Annotated in this window: 13 protein-coding genes; all 13 read left to right on the top strand. The window is 73.4% G+C overall.

The annotated features are described in order from the left end of the window. The first annotated feature begins 29 nt into the window (after positions 1–29). From AB0927_RS29045 to AB0927_RS28985, 13 genes are read left to right on the top strand one after another with little or no spacing between them, the layout of a single operon-like run. Complete coding sequence (locus AB0927_RS29045) at positions 30–2,000, top strand: ATP-binding protein (protein ID WP_366670732.1); 1,971 nt, start codon at positions 30–32, stop codon at positions 1,998–2,000. Beyond that, complete coding sequence (locus AB0927_RS29040; RefSeq protein ID WP_366670709.1) at positions 1,991–2,275, top strand: hypothetical protein; 285 nt, start codon at positions 1,991–1,993, stop codon at positions 2,273–2,275. Before AB0927_RS29045 ends, AB0927_RS29040 begins: the two co-directional genes overlap by 10 nt. Then, positions 2,272–8,754: a DUF4157 domain-containing protein gene (locus AB0927_RS29035; protein ID WP_366670708.1), complete on the top strand. Its 6,483-nt coding sequence runs from the start codon at positions 2,272–2,274 to the stop codon at positions 8,752–8,754. Before AB0927_RS29040 ends, AB0927_RS29035 begins: the two co-directional genes overlap by 4 nt. A gap of 16 nt (positions 8,755–8,770) precedes the next feature. Continuing rightward, complete coding sequence (locus AB0927_RS29030; protein WP_366670707.1) at positions 8,771–9,313, top strand: SUKH-4 family immunity protein; 543 nt, start codon at positions 8,771–8,773, stop codon at positions 9,311–9,313. After that, the gene (locus AB0927_RS29025; RefSeq protein ID WP_366670706.1) at positions 9,310–9,996 is read left to right on the top strand and encodes a hypothetical protein; all 687 of its coding nucleotides are present in this window, start codon (positions 9,310–9,312) and stop codon (positions 9,994–9,996) included. The genes AB0927_RS29030 and AB0927_RS29025 overlap by 4 nt, the downstream gene beginning before the upstream one ends. 11 nt (positions 9,997–10,007) lie before the next feature. Further along, a complete protein-coding gene (locus AB0927_RS29020; RefSeq protein WP_366670731.1) occupies positions 10,008–10,370 on the top strand; it encodes a hypothetical protein in 363 nt (120 codons plus the stop codon). After that, on the top strand, positions 10,363–11,502 hold the full coding sequence (locus tag AB0927_RS29015; RefSeq protein ID WP_366670705.1) for a hypothetical protein: 1,140 nt from the start codon (positions 10,363–10,365) through the stop codon (positions 11,500–11,502). Before AB0927_RS29020 ends, AB0927_RS29015 begins: the two co-directional genes overlap by 8 nt. Before the next feature lie 45 nt (positions 11,503–11,547). Continuing rightward, positions 11,548–12,084 (top strand): phage baseplate assembly protein V, encoded by a 537-nt coding sequence (locus AB0927_RS29010; RefSeq protein WP_366670704.1) that lies wholly within the window; start codon positions 11,548–11,550, stop codon positions 12,082–12,084. Between the two features lie 18 nt (positions 12,085–12,102). Then, positions 12,103–12,438, top strand: a complete 336-nt coding sequence (locus tag AB0927_RS29005; RefSeq protein WP_366670703.1) for a hypothetical protein — start codon at positions 12,103–12,105, stop codon at positions 12,436–12,438. 5 nt (positions 12,439–12,443) lie between these two features. Then, a complete protein-coding gene (locus tag AB0927_RS29000) occupies positions 12,444–12,827 on the top strand; it encodes a GPW/gp25 family protein (RefSeq protein ID WP_366670702.1) in 384 nt (127 codons plus the stop codon). Continuing rightward, positions 12,824–15,931 carry a putative baseplate assembly protein gene (locus AB0927_RS28995; RefSeq protein WP_366670701.1) on the top strand — a complete coding sequence of 1,036 codons (3,108 nt, stop codon included), beginning with the start codon at positions 12,824–12,826 and terminating at the stop codon, positions 15,929–15,931. Before AB0927_RS29000 ends, AB0927_RS28995 begins: the two co-directional genes overlap by 4 nt. Beyond that, positions 15,928–19,710, top strand: a complete 3,783-nt coding sequence (locus AB0927_RS28990) for a putative baseplate assembly protein (protein ID WP_366670700.1) — start codon at positions 15,928–15,930, stop codon at positions 19,708–19,710. Before AB0927_RS28995 ends, AB0927_RS28990 begins: the two co-directional genes overlap by 4 nt. Further along, positions 19,710–21,869, top strand: a complete 2,160-nt coding sequence (locus tag AB0927_RS28985; protein WP_366670699.1) for a hypothetical protein — start codon at positions 19,710–19,712, stop codon at positions 21,867–21,869. The genes AB0927_RS28990 and AB0927_RS28985 overlap by 1 nt, the downstream gene beginning before the upstream one ends. Positions 21,870–21,887: the final 18 nt, after the last annotated feature.

Here is a 21,887-nt window from a genome sequence, read left to right as displayed (position 1 = left end):
TGGGCGACACGACGGGGGCGGGTGAACACATGGGCACGCACGACGAGCGGCACGCGGAGGGCGCGGACGGCGGCGACTCCGCGCTGACCGACGGGATCAGGCGCGTCCTGGCCCGCGTCGACGCCCACGCGGCCCGGGTCACCGGCCAGGCGACCTCGGAGGGCCGGGCCGCCGCCGTCGTACCCGTGCCCCGGACCCCGGCCCCGCTCGACGCCCTCGTCGCCCTCTTCGGACTCACCCCCTTCGAACGCGACATCGTCCTGCTCACCGCCGCCGACGAACTCGACCCCACCACGGCGGCCCGGTGCGCCGCGGCCGCGGGCGATCCCCAGCGGTCCTACCCCACCTTCTCGCTCGCCCTCGCCGCCCTCGGCGAACCGCACTGGAGCGCCCTGACCCCGGTGGCCCCGCTGCGGCGCTGGCGGATCGTGGAGCCGGCGGACGAGACCCGGCTCACCCTCTCCCGGCTCCGGCTGGACGAGCGCATCCTGCACTTCCTGCTCGACTCGCCCTACCTCGACGCCCGGCTGCACGGCCGGCTCCGCCGCACCACGGCACCGGCGTCCCTGCCGCCCTCCTACGACCTCGCCGCGAGCCGCCTCGCCGAGGGCTGGACCGAGCAGGGCCGGGGCCCCGACGCGCCGCCGGTGGTCGAGGTGACCGGCGGGGACCAGCGCAGCCGCGCCGAGATCGCCGCCGCCGCGGCCGTGCGCCGCGGGCTCGGGCTGTACGCCATGAGCGCCGAGGACGTGCCGGCCGACCCCGCCGAGCGGGACCGGCTCGCCCGGCTGTGGCAGCGGGAGGCGATCCTGCTGCCCGCCGTGCTGCTGGTGGAGGCCGGGGACCTGGACCGCGACCAGCGCGCGGCCACCGAGGCGTTCCTCGGCGGGGCCGCCGTACCCGTCGTCGTCTCCAGCGAGGACCCCCTGCCCACGGGACGCCCGCACGGTACCCGGGTGACGGTGCCGCGCCTGGACGACGACGAGCAACTCGCCCTGTGGACAGGCGCGTTCGAGGACATCGCCGATCTCGGCGACCGCGAACTGCGCTCCCTGGTAGCGCAGTTCCAGCTCCCGCCGCACGTCGTGCGCGCCGCCGCGGCCGCCGTGGGCCGTCGGCTGCCCCACGAGGACGAGGCGGATGCCGCCGAACTCGCCTGGCGGGCCGGGCTCGACGAGGCCCGCATCGGCATGGACGAGCTGGGCCGCCGGATCGAACCGCGGGCCGGCTGGGACGACCTCGTGCTGCACGAGCGCCAGACGGCCGTACTGCGCGAGATCGTCGCGCACGTGCGGCAGCGGCCGACCGTCCACCAGGAGTGGGGCTTCGCCGCGACCCTGCGCCGCGGGCTCGGCGTCACCGCCCTGTTCGCGGGCGGCTCGGGCACCGGAAAGACCCTCGCCGCCGAGGTCATGGCCGGGGAACTCGGCCTGGACCTGTTCGTCGTGGACCTCTCCCAGGTCGTGAGCAAGTACATCGGCGAGACCGAGAAGAACCTGCGGCGCGTCTTCGACGCCGCCGAACGCGGCGGCGCCCTCCTGCTGTTCGACGAGGCCGACGCCCTCTTCGGCAAGCGCAGCGAGGTCAAGGACAGCCACGACCGGTACGCCAACCTGGAGGTCAGCTACCTGCTGATGCGGATGGAGGCCTACCGGGGCCTCGCCGTCCTCACCACCAACATGAAGCAGGCCCTCGACACGGCCTTCCTGCGCCGCATCCGCTTCGTGGTCGACTTCCCCTTCCCGGCCGAGCACGAACGCGCCGCGATCTGGCGCCGCGTGCTGCCCCCGCAGGCCCCCCTCAAGGACATCGACCCGGACCTGCTGGCCCGGCTCACCGTCGCCGGCGGCTCGATCCGCAATATCGCCCTGTCCGGCGCCTTCCTCGCCGCCGAGGAGGGCGACCGGCTCCAGATGCGGCACATGCTCGCCGCCGCCCGCACCGAATACCTCAAGCTGGAGCGCTCACTGACCCCCGCGGAGGTGCGCGGATGGGTGTGAACAAGCCGCCCTCGGCGATCCGCGTGGAGATCGGCGAACTGGTGCTGGACGGCTTCCGCGCGGACCCCGCCCGCGTCCGTGCCGCCTTCGAACGCGAACTCGCCCGCCTGGTACGGCTGCACGGCGTGCCGCTGGCGTCACACGGCCCCCTCGCCGTCGACACCCTGTCCGGCCTCGCCCCGCTGCCTTCCGGACTCTCCGCTCGCCGGCTCGGCCAGGAACTGGCCCGCGCCGTCCACGAGGGGCTCAGCGGCCACGGGGAGGTGACCCCATGACCGCCCACACCCAGGACCCCGGCGCGCGGCAGTCAGCCGAACAGCGCCGCCGCAAACGCAGGGAACGCGCCGCCAGGTCCCGTACCCCCGAACCGAAGAACATCGTCAGCGGCGCCGGGCAGCCCCTCGACCCCGGGGTCCGCCGGGAACTGGAGGAGCAGCTCGGCCACGACCTGAGCCGCGTGCGTCTGCACACCGACCGCGACGCCGCCCGGCTGACCGAAGTCCTCGGCGCCGACGCCGTGGCCGTCGGCCAGGACATCCTCTTCCGCTCGGGCGCCTTCCGACCCGGCACCGACGCAGGCCGCCGCCTCCTCGCCCACGAACTCCTGCACACCGTCCAGAACCCGCACGGCCTGGGCACCCTGCGGGCCGGCCGCGAACCGGGCGCGGTCAGCCTTCCCCAGCAGGCCATCGAGCAGGAGGCCGAGTCCGCCGCCCGCGACCTCGCCCGCCCCGCCACCGGGGAAGCCGCGCCCCAGATCACGGAGAACCAGGCGACTCCGGGCTGGCTGCGGTACGCCACGGCGGACGCCGACCGGATGCGCGCCGAGGCCATCGACCCGGCGACCCTCGTGGACCGGATCGCGGGCAACGTGCTGCGCAGCCTGCGCGGCGACCCGACCGACGCCACCGGCCGCGTACGGCTGCAACTGGCCAGGCTTTCCGACGAGTTGGAGGACGCGGTCGTCGAGCGGCTGGAGAACCGGCTCCTCACCCCCGAATACGACCGGCTCCTGGAGATCGCCGACCAGGCGCGCCCCGGCCCCGTCGGACTCCAGCCCGGCGAAGCCCCGTTGCCGGAGACCGACCTCTTCGAAGAACTCGGTGTCGAACGCATCCGGTGGCAGACGAAGCAGGAGTCCGACCGCCGTTCCGCCGACCAGCGGGCCGCCGACACGCGCGAGGAACAGCGGGACGCCACGGAGCGCGACACCAAGAGCAGCGGCGACCGCAGCCGGGCCCGCGCGGACGCGGCCACCGAGGATGAGGACGCCGCCCAGCGCACGGAGCAGGAGGACGCGCGCGACGCCTCCCGGCAGCGGGCCAGGGAGGAGGAGCAGCAGAAGGACGAGCAGGCGGCCACCGACCGCGAGCGCACCGACCGGACCGCCGACGAACGCGCCCAGGGCCGGCAGGAGGGCACCGAACAGGCGAAGGAGGAGCGCAAGGAGCAGCGCGAGCGTGAGGAGGCCGACCCGCGGCAGGCCACCGAGCCCGGAGCCGACAAGCGCAAGCGCCAGGACGACCAGACCCAGCCGGCCGCCGGTTCCCGGCACGAGGAACCGGATCCCCGCCAGAAGCCCCAGCCCGGCCCGGTACGCCCGGAGAAGGTCGACGAACGGGCCGAGCGTCCCGACTCCGCGCTGTCCGAACACGGCCTCGACGAGAAGGACGAGGACGGCGGCGCCGAGGCCGAACCCCGCGAGGAGGAACGGCCGCTCGGCCTCGAAGCGGGCGCCGACCACGAGATCGGGGGCGGCCAGGACGAGGGCGCCGCGGCGCCGGGCGAGCGGGACGAGCCCTCGCTCAAGCCCGAGGACTACCTGCCCGAGACCGACCTCGACCTGTCCGCCGTACCCACCGCGGACACGACCGGGCCGGGGACGGCCCCGCCGCCGGCGCCCGTCTTCCCCGCCCCGCCGCCGACGAAGGCGGAGAAGGCCGAGCAGGAGCGGGAGCGCGACGAACAGGAGCAGGACGAGGACGACGCCCGGCCCGAGCCCAAGGCCCCCGGGCAGGACGAGGGGCCCGTCGAGGGCGAGGCGGCACAGCCCGAGAACGGGCCCGTCGCACAGGCCCAGGACCAGGGCGCCAAGGACCTGAGGGAGACCGGCAAACCGCTCGACCAGGAGGTCGGCCCCGACCCCGCCACCCAGGACAGGGAACGCCCCGAGCCGGAGAGCGAGCTGCCCGACCCGGAACAGCGGCAGGAGCGCGAGCAGGCCGGGGACGCCGACGACTCCGGCGCCGACGGGCCGGACGACGACGAGCGGCCGGACGCCCGGGACGGGCAGGAGGAGAGGGACCAGCGGCGGGAGCGCCCGGCCGCCGGGTTCCGTACGACCGCCAGGTCCCCGGCGACGGCGACCGCGCCCACCGGGGCGGGCCCGGTCGCGGCCGCCGTGTCCCGGCCCGCCGGCGCACAGACCCCGCGGACCCCGGTCGAGGACCGCGATCCCTCGCCCGCCGCCCGGCGTGACGCCGAACCGCCCCGCTCCGAGCGCGAGGCGCCCCAGGCCAGGAGCCGGGTGCCCAAGGAGTCCGGCCCCGGCGCGGCACCGCGCGGACCGGTCGGCGCCGCGGAGAAGACCGGCCCCGCGGTCGGCGCCGGCCCCGGTGCGGCACCGTCCGTCGCGCAGGCGGCGGTGAGCCCGGCCGCCGAGCAGACCGACGGGCCCGGCCAGAGCGCGGCGACGGACGCGCCCCGGCCCGAGGCCTCGCTGGAGAAGGGCGGCGGAGGCTGCGCGCCGCCCGCGCCCGCGCCCGAGCAGGACGGGGGCGGCCAGGGCGGTTGCGGAGGGGGCGGCGAGGCCGCGCCGGAACAGAAGCCGGAGGAACCGCCGGACGTCTCGGGGCAGGACCCCAAGACCGCCGTGGGGACCGTCGGCAAGCTGGCGCCCGACCAGGCGGCCGCCGCCATGCCCGGGGTGGACAAGGCCGCGGACAAGAAGATCGCCGACGAGCAGAGGCGGCTCGACGCGGCCCCGCCGACGCGTGAACGCCCCTCGGGAGCGCCGCAGACGCGGTCCGCCCCGCCCCAGGCCGCGCCCGCGGCCCCTCAGGTCACCGGCAAGGTGGAGCGGGTCGGGCCCGAGGAGCAGGGCGACGAGCAGAAGGCCAAGGGCGGGGTGAAGGCCGAGGGCAGGCAGCCCGCCGCGAACGTGCCCGCGCCGCCGCCACCGGCCGCGCCCGACAAGGGGCTCAGCGAGGCCGAGGCGAAGCACGTCGAGGCGACGGCCGACTCGATCCCGACGACCGATCCCGCGCTGGAGAACAAGACCGTCGGTCCGGCGCCCCGGATCCGGCTGGAGGGCGCCAGCGATCCGACCCGCACCGACGACCAGGCGAAGGCGCTCAAGGACAAGCAGTCCGACCTGATGACGACGGGCCGCGCGGACGCGGCCACGCCCATGGGCGAGGACCAGATCTTCCCCGACGTGCCGCGGGAGAAGCTCACCGGCAAGGCGTCCGGCGGTGCCGGGGGCGGCAAGGGCGGCGCGCTGGAGGCGACGCCGGCGCCCAAGGCCGGTGTCGGCGCCGTCGCCAAGCAGGAGAAGGGCGCCGAGATCACCGGTGCCGCGGGCAGGGCGCAGGGCGATCTCGGTGCCAGGGAGAAGGAGCACCAGCGGGGCGAGCAGAAGGCCAAGCAGGACAAGCAGGCGGAGATCGACCGCGAGGTCGAGCGCGACACCGCGCAGCAGGCCGCCGAGCGCGGCAGGGTGGCCCAGGAGACGCGCAAACAGCGCGAGGACTGGCGGACCGAGCAGGACAAGACGATCGAGGACGCGGACAAGCGGTCCGGCGACGAGCACGACAAGAAGAACAAGGAGATCGTCCAGGCGCGCGACGACAAGGACAAGGAGATCGGCGCGCGCAAGGACAAGGACAACGCGCGGATCGACACCGAGCGCGAGAAAGCCGAGAAGGACGCCAAGAAGAAGAAGGAGGAGAAGAAGCCCTCCGGAGGCCTGCTCGGCTGGGTCGCCGGCAAGGTCGCCGACTTCTTCAAGGGCCTGCTGGCGGCGGTCACCGCCATCTTCGACGCCGCCCGCAAGGCGGTCAACGGCATCATCGACACGTTCAAGGAGTGGGCCGACCAGGCCATCGACTTCGTACGGGATCTGGCCGTCAAGGCGATCAACGCGCTGGCGGACGTCCTGATCGCGCTCGGGGACACGCTCCTCGCGGCCTTCCCCGCCCTGCGCGACCGCTTCCGCAAGGCGATCGAGGGACTGCGGGACGCGGCCGTCGCGACGGTCAACCGGCTGGCGGACGGCCTGAAGAAGGCGGTCAACGCCCTGCTGGACACCCTGGCCGCCGGCCTGAACAAACTGCTCGACGTCCTGGAGGCGGGCGTCAAGGCGGTCATCAAGGCCTACCAGTCCGTCATCGTGGGCGCGATCAAGTTCGCGCAGGCGGCCATCGAGGCGCTCGGAAAGTTCGCGGCACTGGTCGCCGACATCGCGCCGGACCCGGGCGGCTGGATCTCGAAGGCCGGCAGCTCCGCGAAGACCGGTATCACCGACCACCTCTGGGGCGCCGTCAAGGTGGCGGTCAAGCAGTGGTTCGACACCAAGGTCGAGGGCATCCTCGGGCTCGGCAAGGCGGTCATCGACGTCCTGGTCAAGGGCTGCGTGTCGATCAAGCAGATCGGCAAGATGGCGTGGGACGCGGTCATCGCCTCGCTGCCGATGATGATCGCGTCGCTCGTCATCGAGAAGGTCGTCTCGATGATCGTGCCCGCCGCCGGGGCGATCCTGACGATCGTCCAGGGCCTCATGTCGGCCTGGCAGACGGTCAGTTCGATCCTGTCGGCGTTCAGCAAGTTCTGGGCCTACCTGAAGGCCGTGAAGGCGGGTCCCGCGGCGTGCCTGTTCGCGGAGGCGGTCGCGGCGGGGGTCGTGGCCCTGCTCGACTTCATCACCAACTTCCTGCTCCAGCGCCTGTCCTCGGCGACGAAGGGCGTGGGCAAGCGGCTCAAGGCCATGGCCCAGAAGATCATGGACGGGCTGAAGAAGGTCGGCGGCGGAGCGAAGAAGGCGGCGGGTGCCGCGGTGAACTCCGCCCGGGGCGCGCTGCGCAAGGCCCGGCAGGCGCTGTCCCGCCCCGCCACCGGACACCGGCCGAAGGGCGAGCCGTCCCCCGGACCGAAGTCCCCGGTGAAGCCGAAGGACCACGCGACCCCGAAGGCGCCGGCCAGGAAACCGGACGGGGCGGAGACGAGGCCGAAGGACGCGGAGCCGCGGGCCGGGAGGGAACGGGCACCGGACAAAGAGCCCACGGCCGCTCCGAAGAAGAAACAGAAGGAGATCGAGGGCCCCAAACCGACCAAGCCGAAGAAGCCCAGGTCTCCGGTCGCCAAGGCCCTCTCGAAGGCCAAGGGCGCCGTCAGGTCCGCCCTGAGGAAGGCCCGCAACGCGGCCAGGACCCTCGGCCGGAAGCTGAAGAAGTCCAAGGTCGGCAAGGCACTCAAGAACGGCGCGTCCAAGCTCCGCACCTTCTTCAAGAAGAAGAAGGACCAGCTGCGGGACCACAAGAAGCGCCAGCAGGAACAGAAGAGACGGAAACAGGACCAGCGGAAGAAGGACGAGAAGTCGAAGGAGTCGAAGGAGGCGCGCCTCCAGAAGATCGTCGAGCGTATTCGCCCGCGGCTCCAGAACATGCTCGGGAAGGGCGTGGGCCGGCTGGCTTCAAAGGCGGTGCTCCTCGGGCTTCGCACCTGGTACCGGCTCACGGAGCTCGGCGACACTCCCAGCAGTCCCTTCAAGGTCAATGCCACGCTGAACCCGACCGAAAGCGCCGGCGAGGGGGATCGCGCCAAGGTCGAACTCTCGGACAGACTGGACGAATTCCTCAACAAGGATCCTGAACGGCGGGAGCGACTTGAACGGGCGCTGAACATCTCGACGGTCCACGACTGGCTCATGTTCAAGGGAGCGGAGAACGCCGATCAGTTCATGATGAAGATCCGCAGGATTCTCAAGGATCTGGACAAAGGGGAGCAGCGCAACACCCGGGACAAAGTGCTCGGCACCATCAGGGTGGCGGAGAGTGACACAAGGAAGAAGTTGCGTGCCCAGGATGCCGATAACGGGAGATGGCAGCCGGACAACGGCGAGGTTCCGGACGATGTGGTCAGCCAGGAGGAGGACGCCTTCCACCGCGTACACATGAGCGACGCGATCCAGCGGGCCAAGCCCCCCATCGTGGGCGACCCTCAACTGCCGCGTGGGGTCGCCCGGGTGACTTGGACGCCGGAGAAGATGGCGGACAAGGTGGAGTTCGCACGGAAGGCCCTCGCCCTCAAGAAGGCCGGCGAACGAGGGCAAATCTCCAAGTTCAAGAGCAGTGCGGAGGAAATGTTCCTCGACGACATCGACCGTGAGATGTTGATCGCCCAGTTCGGGGAGACCGCGAAAAGGCTGAGGGGGTCGCAGAAGAAGGGGCCGTCACGAGATCCGGCCCTGGCCACGAGGATCAACGACCTGAGTTTCAGGTTCAGGCAACTGGTCATTATCCGTGCGGACCAGCTGGCCAAGCCCAGGGGCCGGCCGTTTCAGAACGACGTCAAGGAGCGCCTGAATAACATGCAGGCCGATCATACGGTCGAACTGCAGACGGGTGGCCGTGACATCTATGACAATCTGCGGCTTATCGACAAGGGTATGAACCAGAAGATGGGGAAGCAGATCAAGGATTCGGTGAATCATCTGCAATACGGCGCCCTGTATACTTTCGATATTCAAATGTACTGATTGGACAAAGGGTTTCATGGCTTCCCATGCCGAGCTCGCCGAGATCTTCGGCGAACAGAACATAGAGACGATGGATTACAGGGATGCCCTGCGGATCGGCCTCACCGAAGAGGATGCGCTCGTCCTCTCGCACGTGGGTCTCCCACGAAATTGCGGTGCTCTCTTCACGGCCGAAGTGGAGGGGAGCCCCCCGCTGTTCGCCGTCCGGAACTTCTCGGACGACGGCGCCAACCGGGCGGTGATTCTCGGTGGGCCGCGCGATGATCCGAAGATGCGGTACTTCCTCAATGTCCGGGATGGCTTCGTCGGCCTGATCGCCTTTCACGACGAGCCTCGCGGAGAGGTGGTCAACAGTACTCTCGGCGATTTCGTGGAATTCCTGTATCACATTGCCCGGCGTGACGTGTCGCCGGCACCCGGATCGAGCGCCGAAGGGGTGCGGGACGCGGATCGGCTCGCGGAGATCCTCATCGACCGGGACCCGCACGCCTTCCGTGAGCCGGATACCTGGTGGTCGATCGCCATCGCGCAGATCAGAGAGCATGAAGAGGGCTCATGACCCGCTACGCCGACATCCCCAAACCCATCCGCTCCGGTCTCGTCGTCGTCGACCCCGACCACGGCACCCCCCAGCGCGTCATCGTGCTCCAGTTCAACCCGGACACCCTGGAACGCAGCATCGCGCCCCAGGCGGCCGGGGACGGTGGGGATGCCGGTGGTGGGGGGAGTGGGAGCGGGGACCGGAACGAGGCGTTGCGGCTCAAGGGGCCCGCGCAGGAGACCTGGAAGTTCACCGCCGAGATCGACGCCACCGACCAGCTGGAGATCGCCGCGCCGGACGGGATCCATCCGCAGCTCGCCGTGCTGGAGATGCTGGTGCAGCCGACCACCGCGCAGCTCCGGGCGGCGAGCAGGCTGACGCAGCAGGGCAGCATCGAGATCAGCCCGATCGAGATGCCGTTGACGCTGTTCACCTGGGGGAGCAAGCGGGTCATGCCCGTCCGGCTCACCGAACTGTCCGTCAACGAGTCGGCGTTCGACGTCAACCTCAACCCGATCCGGGCCTCGCTCGGCATCGGGATGAAGATCCTGACCGTCAGCGACCTGCCGGCGGGGCACCGGGGCGCGGATCTGTACATGGCACACCTGGCGCAGAAGGAACGGCTCGCCGCCGCCGCGCGGAGCGGGGGCCTCGGCGCGCTGGGCCTCGGCGGCGCCGACCTCGTGACCGGAAGGGGATGAGTGACACCACCATGGCCGACACCGAGCCCTACGAGAGCGCCCTGGACGCGATACCGGGCGCCCACCCCTACCCGCGCACCAGCCGGTACCACGACGCCGAGATCGGCGTGCACCGCAGGGCCGACGGCAGCGAAGTCCGGTACACCAAGCGCCGGTTACTGCCCCCGCTGGACGACGACGCCGAACCGCACGTCGTCGGCGCCGGCGAGCGTCCCGATCTGCTCGGGCAGCGCTACCTCGGCGACCCCGGCCAGTGGTGGCGGATCGCCGACGCCAACCCGGTGCTCGATCCACGGGAGTTGACGGACGAGCCGGGTCGCGTCATCGCCATCCCGCTCGCCGGCGGGTTCCCGCGGGGAGAACGGCGTGTCTGAACAGCCCGTGGGGCAGGGCCCCGTGCACGTGCAGCTCCTCATGGGGCCCAGGCTGGCCCGCCCGGTCCCCCTGGAGGTCGCCGAGGCGCTGCTGTCCGCCCAGATCACCGCCACGGCGGGGGAGCGCAGCGGATTCCAGTTCGCCTTCGACCTCACCAAGAACGGCCTGCTCACCCAACGGCTGCTGCCCGACGGCTACTTCGACCCGAAGACCCGCGTCATCCTCAGCGTCAGCGTCCGCGGCACCCCCGAGGTGCTGTTCGACGGGCTGATCGTGCGGCAGGAGGTCGGGTCCAGCAACGTCCCCGGCCACTCCACCCTCACCGTCACCGGCGAGGACCTGACCCTCCTCATGGACCTGGAGGAGCGCACCGCCCGCTACCCCAACCTGCCGCCGTCCGAGCGGGTGCTGGCCATCCTGCGCCGCTACTCGGACTACGGCATCCGCCCGGACGTCTACCGGGAGCAGATCGCCCAGCCCCCGCACCAGGACCTCCGCGTCCATTACCAGACCGGCACCGACCTCCAGTACGTCACCGAACTCGCCCGCGCCAACGGCTACACCTTCTACCTGGAACCCGGCCCCGGCCCGGGCCGCTCGTCCGCCCGCTGGGGCCCCGAGGTGCGGCTCGGACTGCGCCAGCACGCCCTCAACGTCAACATGGACGCCCAGTCCACCGTCGACCAGCTGACCTTCGCCTACGACGGCACCGCACGCGAGGAGCCGCAGGCACGCTGGCAGGACCCGGGCACCCGCCAGTCCACCCTCCTGCCCCAGCCGCCGATCAGCCCCCTGCGCCCACCGCTCGGCCGCCGGGCCAGCCCCGCGCTCAAACGCAAGACCCTCTCCGGCACCGCCAAACAGCAGCGCGAGCAGGCCGAGGCCGAACTCCTCGCCCGCGCCGCCGTCTCCGCCGACGTCATCTCCGGCTCCGGCTCGCTCGACGTCAACCGGCACGGCTACCTCCTCCAGCCGCGTCGGCTCGTCGGCGTCCGCGGCGCCGGACGGGCGTACGACGGCGACTACTACGTCAAGTCCGTCACCCACAACCTGCGTCCCGGCTCCTTCCAGCAGAACTTCACCCTCTCCAGGGAGGGCCTGGAAGCACGCGGCGACCGCGTCCGGCCGTAGGACAGCCGCGGAGCACCCGACCGACCAACCAGGAGCACCCTCATCATGGCGGCACCCAGCAATCGCTACCTCGGCAAGTTCCGTGGCCGGGTGGTCAGCAACGACGACCCGTTGCGCCTCGGCCGGATCACCGCCGAGGTCCCGGACGTCCTCGGCGACGAGCCGTCCACCTGGGCGTTGCCCTGCCTGCCGTTCACCGGACCGCAGGCCGGCCAGTTCGTGGTGCCGCCGCCCGGCGCCGGCGTGTGGCTGGAGTTCGAGCAGGGGGACCCCAGCTTCCCGGTGTGGACCGGGTGCTGGTACGGCGACGCGAGCGAACTGCCGCCCGACGCACGCCGCGAACTGGAGGCGAACGCGCCGAGCAAACCCGTGGTCGTACAGACCCCCGGAGCCCACAAGATCGTCCTCAACGACACCGCCGGCACCGAACAGGGGATCCTCCTCCAGGCCCAGGGCGGCGCCTTTATCCGCATCACCAAGGAAGCCGTGGTCATCGCCACCGGCGCGGGCGCCCAGATCACCCTGCGCGGCGGCGAAGTCACCATCAACCAAGGCCAGTTGACCGTCCAGTCCAAGCGATAGACAAACGGGGGAGAGAAGTTGTCCGGGAGTCTGCTCCACGCGGCCACCGTGATCGGCTGCCCGCACGGCGGCCGCGCCACACCCGCCACCACACCCTCCGGCGGCGTCCGCGTCGACGGCGCCGCCGTGGCCACGGCCGCCCACCCCTACGTCGTCACCGGGTGCCCGCACACCGTCGACGGCGTGCCCTCGCCGTGCGTGTCCGTGCACTGGACCGCCACCACCACCGGCGTCACGGCCGAGGGCGCGCCCGTGCTGCTCGACACCTGCGCCGCCCAGTGCCTCAGCGCGGCCTTCGTCCCGCAGGGACCCCCCGTCGTCCAGGCCGGCACGCGAAAGGTCACCGTCCGATGAGGCCGATGAGTCAACCAGCCCGCCCCCGCAGCGACATCGCGTTCCCCTTCCGCACCGACCGCCGCGGCCGCACCGCGCACGCCCGCCCCGCCGCGCACGTCCACGACCTCGTCGAACAACTGCTGTTCACCAGCCCCGGCGAGCGGGTGATGCGCCCGGACTTCGGCTGCGGACTGCTCGACCTGGTCTTCGCGCCGTCCAGCCCCGAACTGGTCAGCACCCTCGAACTCTCCGTCCAGGCCGCGCTGCAGCGCTGGCTCGGCGACCTGATCGAGGTGCTGGACCTCGACATCGACGGCGGCGACGACACCGTACGCGTCCAGTTGTCGTACGTCCTCCGCGCCACCGGCACCGTCCAGGAGGACCTCTTCGAGGGGAGGGCGGCATGAGCACCGGAACCACCCGGCGGGCCAAGGTGCGCGCCGCCCGTCTCAACGGCGTCGACGCCGTCGAGGTCGGCGACGACGGGCTGCTGCTCACCGTCACCTTCCTCGGCAAGGCCCCGCACGGTCTCGGCCCCGAGAACGTCCGTATCGACGGCGGCCGGCGCGTCACCGGCCTCACCGCCGTCGACGTCAGCGTCGAACGCGAGGAGGACCCCGAGCTGGACGACCGGCTCTACGTCACCCTCGACCGGGCCGGCGACACCTCCCGCTACCGGCTGTCCCTGGTGGAGGCCGACCCCTACGGCAGGCCGGGCACCGAGCCGTACCGGGGCTTCGACCAGCGCTACCACAGCGCGGAGTTCGGCTTCTGGCCCGACTGCCCGACCCCCTTCGACCGCACCCGTGAACCCGGGCAGGCCGAACCCCTCCCGGCCGCGCCCGTCATCGACTACACGGCCCGCGACCACGACACCATCCGCCGGCTCCTCCTGGACCGGCTCGCGCTGACCACGCCCGACTGGGCCGAGCGCAACCCCGCCGACCTGGGCACCACGCTGGTGGAACTGCTCGCCTACACCGGCGACCAGATCAGCTACCAGCAGGACGCGGTCGCCACCGAGGCGTACCTCGACACCGCCCGCCGCCGGGTCTCGGTGCGCCGGCACGTCCGGCTCATCGACTACGCCATGCACGACGGCTGCAACGCCCGCGCCTACGTGACCGTCCAGACCGCCGCCGACCGCACACTGGCGCCGGGCACCTACCGCTTCGCCTCGGTCGACGTACGCGCCCTCGGCCCGCACGACCGCCCCGGACCCGGCACGGTCATCGATGACGACGACCTCGCCGACCTGGACGAGCGCGGCTCCGTCGAGGTCTTCGAACCCGTCGTGGCCGCCGAGCCCCTCGCCCTGCGCGTCGCGCACAACGCGATCCGGCTGTGGACCTGGGACGGCGAGGTGACCGCCCTGCCCGCCGGGGCCACCGCCGCCACCCTGCGCGACGAGTGGACCGATCCCGAGACCCGCCGGGAACGCCGGCTCGCCCTGACTCCGGGCGACGTGCTGATCCTGGAGGAGGTCAAGGGCCCGCGCACCGGCACCCCGGGCGACGCCGACCCCGCCCACCGGCAGGCCGTCCGCCTCACCTCCGTCACCCCCGGCCTGGACCACATCGAGGACCAGCCCGTCCTGGAGGTCACCTGGGCCGCCGAGGACGCCCTGCGCCTCCCGTTCCGGCTGACCACCCGGGGCGGCCGCGACTGCCTGCTCGTCGAGGACGTCACCCTCGCCCGCGGCAACACCGTCCTGGTGGACCACGGCCGCTCCGGTACGGCGCAGACGGTCACCGTGCCGCCGGTCCCGGCCGTCGTCGCGCCCTGCGGCCCGCCCGGCTCCGGCTGCGACGACCGTACCGAGGGCAACGCCCCGGCACGGCTCATCGCCTCGCTGACGGACCGGACGGCGAGCGGTCGCGCCCTCGTCCCCGGCGACGTCCGCGAGCTGTTCGAGGTCGTGGGGGAACGGGCCGTCCTGCGCGCGGGGATCGGCCTGGAGCGGGCCGGGCAACGGCACGAGAGCGTCGTACCCGGCACCGCGTACGCGCAGGCGGCGGCCCTGCGGACGCTGCTCGCGCAGAGCGTCTACCCGGGCATCCGGCCCCGCTTCCGCCCCGTCCTCGGCCGCGCCCCGGTCACCCAGTCCGTCCCCTTCCCGGACCCGGCGACGGTCGCCGCCGGACAGGCCGAGCGGCTCGCCGCCGTGCCGGGCCGCATCCGGCAGCGGCTGGTCGACCTGTGGCGCAGCGCCCGCGACCGCGACGGACTCGGCGAGGCGGAGATCGCCGAACTCGCCGTGGTCTTCGGCCTGAAGCTGCTGGAACAACTGGAGCTGCGCCGCCATCCCGTCCGCGCCCTGCGGGAACTGCTGCACCGCTGCGACGAGTTGCTCGACACCAAGCTGCGGCGCATCGCGATCCTCACCGCGCGGGCCCGCGCGGGCACCGTCCTCGACCCCCACATCGCCTGGGAGATCGCGCACAGTTGGGGCCCGGCGTACGCCGCCGGACTCCACCCCGAGGAGCCGGTCCTGCGCGGTCCGGCGACCGCCGCTCTCGCCCAGGACCCACGCCGCGCCCTGCCCGCCGTACGCCTGGTCGACGACGACGCCGTGTGGGAGCCGCGCCGCGACCTGCTCGACAGCGCGCCTCGCGACCGGCACTTCGTCGGCGAGCAGGGGGACGACGGGCGGCTTGCCCTGCGCTTCGGCGACGGACGGGGCGGTGCCGAGCCGACGCCCGGGGCCCGCCTGACGGCGCGCTACCGGCTGGGCGGGGGCAGCGCGGGCAACGTCGGCGCCGAGGCCATCAACCACCTCGTCATCAAAGCGGGCGAGCCCGGCGAGCCGGTACCGGCCGCCACGGTCCGCAACCCGCTGCCCGCCACCGGCGGAGCCGACCCCGAACCACTGGAACAGGTACGCCAGTTGGCGCCCCTGGAGCTGCGCCGCACGCGGCTGCGCGCCGTCACCGCCGCCGACTACGCGGCGCTCGCCTCCGCCCTGCCCGGCGTCCAGCGGGCCGCGGCCGACATCCGCTGGACCGGCAGCACCCAGGAGGCCCACGTCGCGATCGACGCGTACGGCGGCGACGCGCCGTCCGAGCGTCTCCTGGAGTCGGTGACCCAGGCCCTGGAGGCGTACCGGCGCATCGGTCATGACCTGGTGGTCGGCCCCGCCCGGCTGGTGCCGCTCGACATCGCCCTGCGGGTGTGCGCGCTGCCCGGCCACCAGCACGGGCGGATCCTGGCCGACCTGTACCGCGTCCTCGGCGGCGGCCGGCTGCCCGGCGGACGCCTCGGCTTCTTCCACCCCGACGCGCTGACCTTCGGCGAACCCGTCCGGCTCAGCCGGCTGGTCGCCGTCGCCGCGGCCGTCCCGGGCGTGGAGAGCGTCGACGTCACCCGGCTGCGACGGCTGTTCGGACCGGACCGGGGAGAGAGGGCGGACGGCGTGCTGCGGCTCGGCCCGCTGGAGATCGCCACCTGTGACAACGACCCCGACCGGCCCGAACAGGGCCGGCTGGAGATCACCCTGGGAGGCGACCGATGAACCAGGCATGCTCCTGCGGCGGCGCGTGCGGCGGCCACGACGAGCGCCTCGCGCCCGCCCCGCCCCACAACCCTCCCGGCCGCACCGCCCTCGACTATCGCGTCGGCGAGTACGGCTCCTTCCTCGCCGCCCTCCTCGACCGGCTCGCCTCACCCGCCTACCCGGCCCTCGCCGGGCTCACCGTGCGCACCCCCGACGATCCGGCCATCGGGCTGCTGGACGCCACCGCCGTCCTCGGCGACCTGCTCACCTTCCACTCCGAGCGGATCGCCGACGAGGCCTACCTCCGCACCGCCGGCGAACACCGCTCGCTGGTCCTGCTGGGCCGGCTCGTCGGACACCGGCCCCGGCCCGGAGTCGCCGCCGGCACCCATCTCGCGTACACCCTCGAACGCGACCCGCGCGCCGAGACCTTGCCCGTGACGATCCCGCGCGGCGCCCGCAGCCACAGTGTGCCCGCCTCCGCCGCCGAGGCGTCGCTCACCTTCGAGACCGTGCGGGACCTCACGGCCCGCTGGGACTGGAACGAGCTGACGGTACGCCGCCGCAGGCCCTCCCTCATCACCCCGGACGACCTCGACCACCGCGTCGAACTGTTCGTTCAGGGCACGGCCAACTCGCTGCGCACCGGCGACCAGCTTCTCTTCCTCTTCGGCGAACAGGCCGGCGGCGAGCGGAAGTTGCTGCCGGTCGCGGGCGTCCGGACCGACCGTGACGAAGACGTCACCGCGCTCACGCTGCCGAAGTCCGCGCCGCCCACGCTCAGGGAACTGGTGGACGAGGTACGGCGCTGGACCGCCGAACCGGCCACCCCCGGCGACCAGGGCGACGAGCCGCCGACCCCCGAGGTCCCCGACCCGCGCCCGGTCAGCCGTCTGATCGAGGACTTCGACGACCAGGTCCTCGCGCCCCTGCGCACCGACCTCGACGCGATCGACACCCCCGAACGCCTCGCCGCCCGCCTCGCCGGGCCCGTCGCCCGGCTCCGCGAGGCCGAGGTCCTGGCGGAGCCGTACGCGGAGGTGTCGGCGTGGTTCGAGCGACTGGAGGCGGTGCTGGCGGAACTGGTCCGGCGAGCACGGGAGCTGGCCCCGGCGCAACCCGCGGCCGGTGCCACCGTGGCGGCACCCACGGGGCGCGCCGCCCCCGCCCGGCCGCGGCGGAGGACCCCGGAAGAAGACCCCGACCCCCGCCAAGCCGCCCTGCACGCTCTGAACACGGTCCTCCCCGCCCTGCGCACCGCCCCCGCCGGCCCCCGCCCAGGGAGCGGCGACCGCCGCCCCGGCACCGACACCGCCCGCCTCCTGACCGCCCTCGACCCCGGCCTGCACGGCCTCTACCCGGCCTGGCGGACCGCCGCCACCCCCGGCACCGGCCCCCTGCTGCGCGCGCTGCTCGCGATGCGCGTCACCGCCGCCCCCTTCGGCGCGGGTGCCCCGCTCAAACCGGTCCAGGACGCCCGCGGCCGCGTCATCCGCACCGCCGACTGGCCACTGACGGGCGCGGCGCTGGCGAGCATGCGCGTGGTGTACGACCCGGCGGGCAAGGTGCCGGTGCGCGCCGAGTTCCAGTACGCCGAGGGCAGCAGCTCCGACCAGCGCGCCGAGAACCTGCCCACCACCCGGCAGGTCACCTTCACCCTGGGCCCCGGCCAGGTCGACCTGTCCACGCGAGCCGCCCGGGACCACGAGCTGAACTGGCTCACCCGCCGCCCGGCCGCCGCCGAGGAACCCGGCGTCACCGCCCGCCTCCACCCCGGCCTGCCCGAGGGCGGCCTGTTCGTCTCGCGCCCGGAGGACGACGGCACCGTGCACATCGCCCTGACCGACGGCACCACCGAACAGTTCTCCCTGAAGCCCGGCGGCAGCAGGCAGTTCGCCCACGGCGACTACCAGGTGAGCGCCACCTACACGGTGGGCAGCACCGAGCCCGGCGTGGAGATCGCCATCGCGAGCAAGCCGGCGCCGCCCAACCGCCGCGTCCTGCAACTGGACAGCGTCCAGGACGGCATCACCGTCGGCAGCTGGGTGGCGATCCAGCGCCCCGCCAAGGGCACCGACGTGCCCGGCGACGCCGGGCTCGCCTTCGTCACCACCCAGGTGGTGGCGGCCCGTACGGCGGCGTACGCCGACTACGGCATCACCGGCCGCGGCACCGAACTCACCCTCGCCGACCCGTGGCTGGACGAGTTCGACGTCCTGCTCTCCCACATCCGCGACACCACCGTCCACGCGGCGGGCGAGGAACTGCGCCCGGCCGACGAGCCGCTCGGCGAGGACGTGCACGGCGACGAGATCGAACTCGCCGAACTGTACGACGGGTTGCGTCCCGGCCGGACCCTCGTCGTCAGCGGCGAACGCACCGACGTGCCCGGCGCGGCCGGGGTCACCGGCAGCGAGGTGGTCACCATCGCGACCGCCGACCCGGCCGTCGACCCGCGGCTCCCCGGCGACCACGTCCACACCCGCCTCACCCTCACGAGCGCCCTGGCGCACCGCTACCGCCGGGCGAGCGTCCGCGTCCTCGGCAACGTCGTGGCGGCCACCCACGGCGAGAGCCGCGAGGAGACCGTCGGCAGCGGCGACTTCGACCGCGTCAACCAGACCTTCGCCCTCTGGCAGTCCCCGCTGACCTGGCTCGCCGCCGACAACCCCCTCGGCGCCACCCCGGTCCTGGAGATCCTGGTGGACGGCGTGCGCTGGCACGAGGTCGACAGCCTCGCCGGGCGCGGCCCCACCGAACGGGTGTACATCACCGGTACCGCCTCCGACGGCCGTACCACGGTGACCTTCGGCGACGGCGTCCACGGTGCCCGGCTGCCCAGCGGCCACGAGAACGTCCGCGCCCGCTACCGCTTCGGCACCGGTAAGGCCGCGAACGTCCCCGCCGAGCGGATCACCCAGCCGCTCACCCGCCCCCTCGGCGTCACCGCGGTCACCAACCCCCTCCCGGCTACCGGCGGTTCGGACGCGGACGGGCCCTCGCTCACCCGCCGGACGATCCCGCTTGCCGTGTCCGCCCTGGACCGGCTGGTCTCCCCGGCCGACTACGAGGACTTCGCCCGCTCCCGCGCCGGCATCGGCCGGGCCGCCGCCCGCGAACTCTTCGACGGGCGGCGGCGCGTCCTGCACGTCACGGTCGCCGGTACCGACGACGTGCCGCTGACCGACGACGACCTCCGGCCGCTGCGCGGGGCGCTGACCGAGTACGGCGACCCCGATCTGCCCCTGCGGGTGGACGCGCGCGAACTCGTCCTGCTGCTGATCGCCGCCAAGGTGAAACTCGCCCCCGACCACGTCTGGGAGACCGTCGAACCCCGGCTGCGGCAGGCGCTGCTGAACCGGCTCGGCTACGAAGGACGCGAACTGGCCCGGCCCGCCCGGCTGTCCGAGGTCCTCGCCACCGCCCACTCCGTGCCCGGCGTCGACCACGTGGACGTGGACGTCTTCACGGGCGTACCCGCCTCCGCCACCCCGGACCAGCTCACCGCCCTGCTCGCCGGCCCCGGCACCCCGCGGGCGTCGGTCCCCGCGCACCCGGCGTCGTACGACGAACAGACCTACACCGTCGGCGACGCGAACGGGGAGACGCTGTCCTCGGTCTGCGCCCGCCACGGCATCTCGCTCGCCCGGCTGCTGCGCCTGAACCCCGGCATCACCGACACCCGGCCCCTGGCCAAGGGCCGGACGGTGCTCGTCTTCCGCGGTGTCCGACCGGCCCAGCTCGCCATGCTGTCGGCGAGCGCCGCGGACACCGTCATCCTGACGGAGGTCAAGTGATGTCCCGCGACGTCGAGTCGGAGATGCCGGCCGGCCGGAATCCCGACGCGCTCGCCGAACTGCTGCCCCGCTGGCACCGGTTGCGCGACGCCGAGGAGGGCGAGCCGCTGCGGGCCCTCCTCGCGGTGATCGCCGAACAGCTGGACCGGGTCCGCGACGGCGTGCGGCAGGGCTACGAGGACCTGTTCGTGGAGACCGCCGCGCCCTGGGTGCTGCCGTACCTCGGCGACCTGGTCGGCTACCGGATCCTGCCCGGCTACGAGCGAGTCCTCACCACCGGCCTCGGCGGCGGTGGCCGCGCGGCGCTCGCCGAGGCCGTCGCCCCCCGCCGAGACGTGGCCGCCACGGTCGGCCACCGGCGCCGCAAGGGCACCCTGCACCTGCTGGAGGAACTCTCCGAGCGGGTCGCCGGCTGGCCCGCGCGCGCCGTCGAGCTGTCCCGGCTCGTGTCCCACACCCAGCCGGTACGGCTGGGCGTCACCGGCCGGCGCGGGGACCGGGGCCGGCTGCCGGACCTGCGGGACGGTTCGGCCCTCGCCCTCGCGGGCGGCCCGTTCGAGACGACGGCCCGCACGGTCGACGTACGCCGGGCCGGCTCCGCGCGGAGGCAGGGCGGCCGGTCCCCGGCCGGGGTCGGCCTCTTCGTCTGGCGGCTGGGGCCGTACCCGCTCACCGGCTCCCCGGCCTACTGCGTCGACCGGGCCCGCAACCTGTACACCTTCTCCATCCTCGGCAACGACACCCCGCTGCTCACCCGCCCGGTCCCCGAGCCCTCGCCCGCGCACATCGCCGCCGTGGACAACGTGCCGGCGTTCATCACCCGCCGGCTGCTGCACGACCGGCTCGCCGACTACTACGGCCCCGGCAAGAGCCTGTGCGTCCGGCGCGACGGCGAGGACCGGCCGGTCCCGCCCGCCGACCTCGTCGTGGCCGACCTGTCGGACTGGCGCTACCGGCCCGCGCGCGGCCAGATCGCCGTCGACCCGGAGCTGGGCCGCATCGCGTTCGGGTCCCGCTCCGCGCCCCGGCAGGGCGTCTGGGTCGACTACCACCACGCGTTCGCCGCCGACCTCGGCGGCGGCGAGTACGAGCGCCCCGACCGCGGCCCCCGCCCCGACGCCGACTTCTACCGGGTGGGCCCCGGACAGCCGTACCGGCGGATCATGGACGCCTACCGGGCCTGGCAGGACGACCGCAGCCCGGGCCGCACCGGCATCATCGAGATCACCCACAGCGGCGCCCACCAGGAACAGCTCGACTTCGACCTCGACCCGGGCGACCGTCTCGAACTGCGGGCCGCCGAGGGCACCCGGCCGGTGATCCGGCTCCTCGACTGGTACAGCAACCGGCCCGACGCCCTCAACATCCGTGCCGTACCGGCGGATCGCGCCCCGCACGAGCGGCCGCGCGTCGTCCTCGACGGACTCCTCGTCGCCGGGCGCGGCATCAACGTCACCGGCCCGATGGGCGCCGTCGTCCTCCGGCACTCCACACTCGTCCCCGGCTGGTCCCTGGAGCCCGGGTGCGCACCGCACTCGCCCGACGAGCCCAGCATCGTCCTGGACCGCACCACCGCCTGCCTGCGCGTCGAGCACAGCATCCTCGGCACCATCGAGGTCATCGGCGACGAGGTGAGCGAGGACCCCCTCGACATCCATCTGAGCGACAGCGTCCTGGACGCCACCGGCGACGACCGCGAGGCACTCTCCGCCCCCGACTGCCGCCACGCCCACGCCGTCCTGCACCTGCACCGCGCCACCGTCATCGGCGAAGTGCACACCCACGCCGTGGAGATCGCCGAGAACTCCCTCTTCACCGGCCGGCTCCACGTCGCCCGGCGCGGCATCGGCCGCCTGCGGTACTGCTACGTACCGCCCGGCTCGCGCACCCCGCGCCGCCACCGCTGCCAACCCGACCTCGCCGGGCCCGAACAGACGGACACCGTGAGGCCGTTGTTCGCCTCGAAGCGCTACGGGACGCCCTGGTACGCCCAGTTGGCGGACCAAGGCCCCGAGCGGATCCGGCGCGGCGCCGACGACGGCGGTGAACTCGGCGCCTTCCACGACCTGTACCGGCCGCAGCGGGAGGACGGACTCAGGGCACGGCTCGCGGAGTACACGCCCGCGGTCGCGGACGCCGGGATCTTCTTCGTGACGTGAGCGGTGCCGCCGGACGAC

The organism is Streptomyces sp. NPDC048106 (assembly GCF_040706415.1).
In the GTDB taxonomy this organism is placed as follows: Bacteria; Actinomycetota; Actinomycetes; order Streptomycetales; family Streptomycetaceae; genus Streptomyces.
The sequence above is the reverse complement of the archived record's forward strand: the minus strand, read 5'-3'. Positions and strand labels throughout refer to the sequence as shown.

Coding starts and splice junctions, on each gene's coding strand:
- AB0927_RS29040 (WP_366670709.1), top strand. CDS start 1,991: ATGGGTGTGAACAAGCCGCCCTCGGCGATCCGCGTGGAGATCGGCGAA.
- AB0927_RS29035 (WP_366670708.1), top strand. CDS start 2,272: ATGACCGCCCACACCCAGGACCCCGGCGCGCGGCAGTCAGCCGAACAG.
- AB0927_RS29030 (WP_366670707.1), top strand. CDS start 8,771: ATGGCTTCCCATGCCGAGCTCGCCGAGATCTTCGGCGAACAGAACATA.
- AB0927_RS29045 (WP_366670732.1), top strand. CDS start 30: ATGGGCACGCACGACGAGCGGCACGCGGAGGGCGCGGACGGCGGCGAC.
- AB0927_RS29025 (WP_366670706.1), top strand. CDS start 9,310: ATGACCCGCTACGCCGACATCCCCAAACCCATCCGCTCCGGTCTCGTC.
- AB0927_RS29000 (WP_366670702.1), top strand. CDS start 12,444: ATGAGTCAACCAGCCCGCCCCCGCAGCGACATCGCGTTCCCCTTCCGC.
- AB0927_RS29020 (WP_366670731.1), top strand. CDS start 10,008: ATGGCCGACACCGAGCCCTACGAGAGCGCCCTGGACGCGATACCGGGC.
- AB0927_RS28995 (WP_366670701.1), top strand. CDS start 12,824: ATGAGCACCGGAACCACCCGGCGGGCCAAGGTGCGCGCCGCCCGTCTC.
- AB0927_RS29010 (WP_366670704.1), top strand. CDS start 11,548: ATGGCGGCACCCAGCAATCGCTACCTCGGCAAGTTCCGTGGCCGGGTG.
- AB0927_RS28990 (WP_366670700.1), top strand. CDS start 15,928: ATGAACCAGGCATGCTCCTGCGGCGGCGCGTGCGGCGGCCACGACGAG.
- AB0927_RS28985 (WP_366670699.1), top strand. CDS start 19,710: ATGTCCCGCGACGTCGAGTCGGAGATGCCGGCCGGCCGGAATCCCGAC.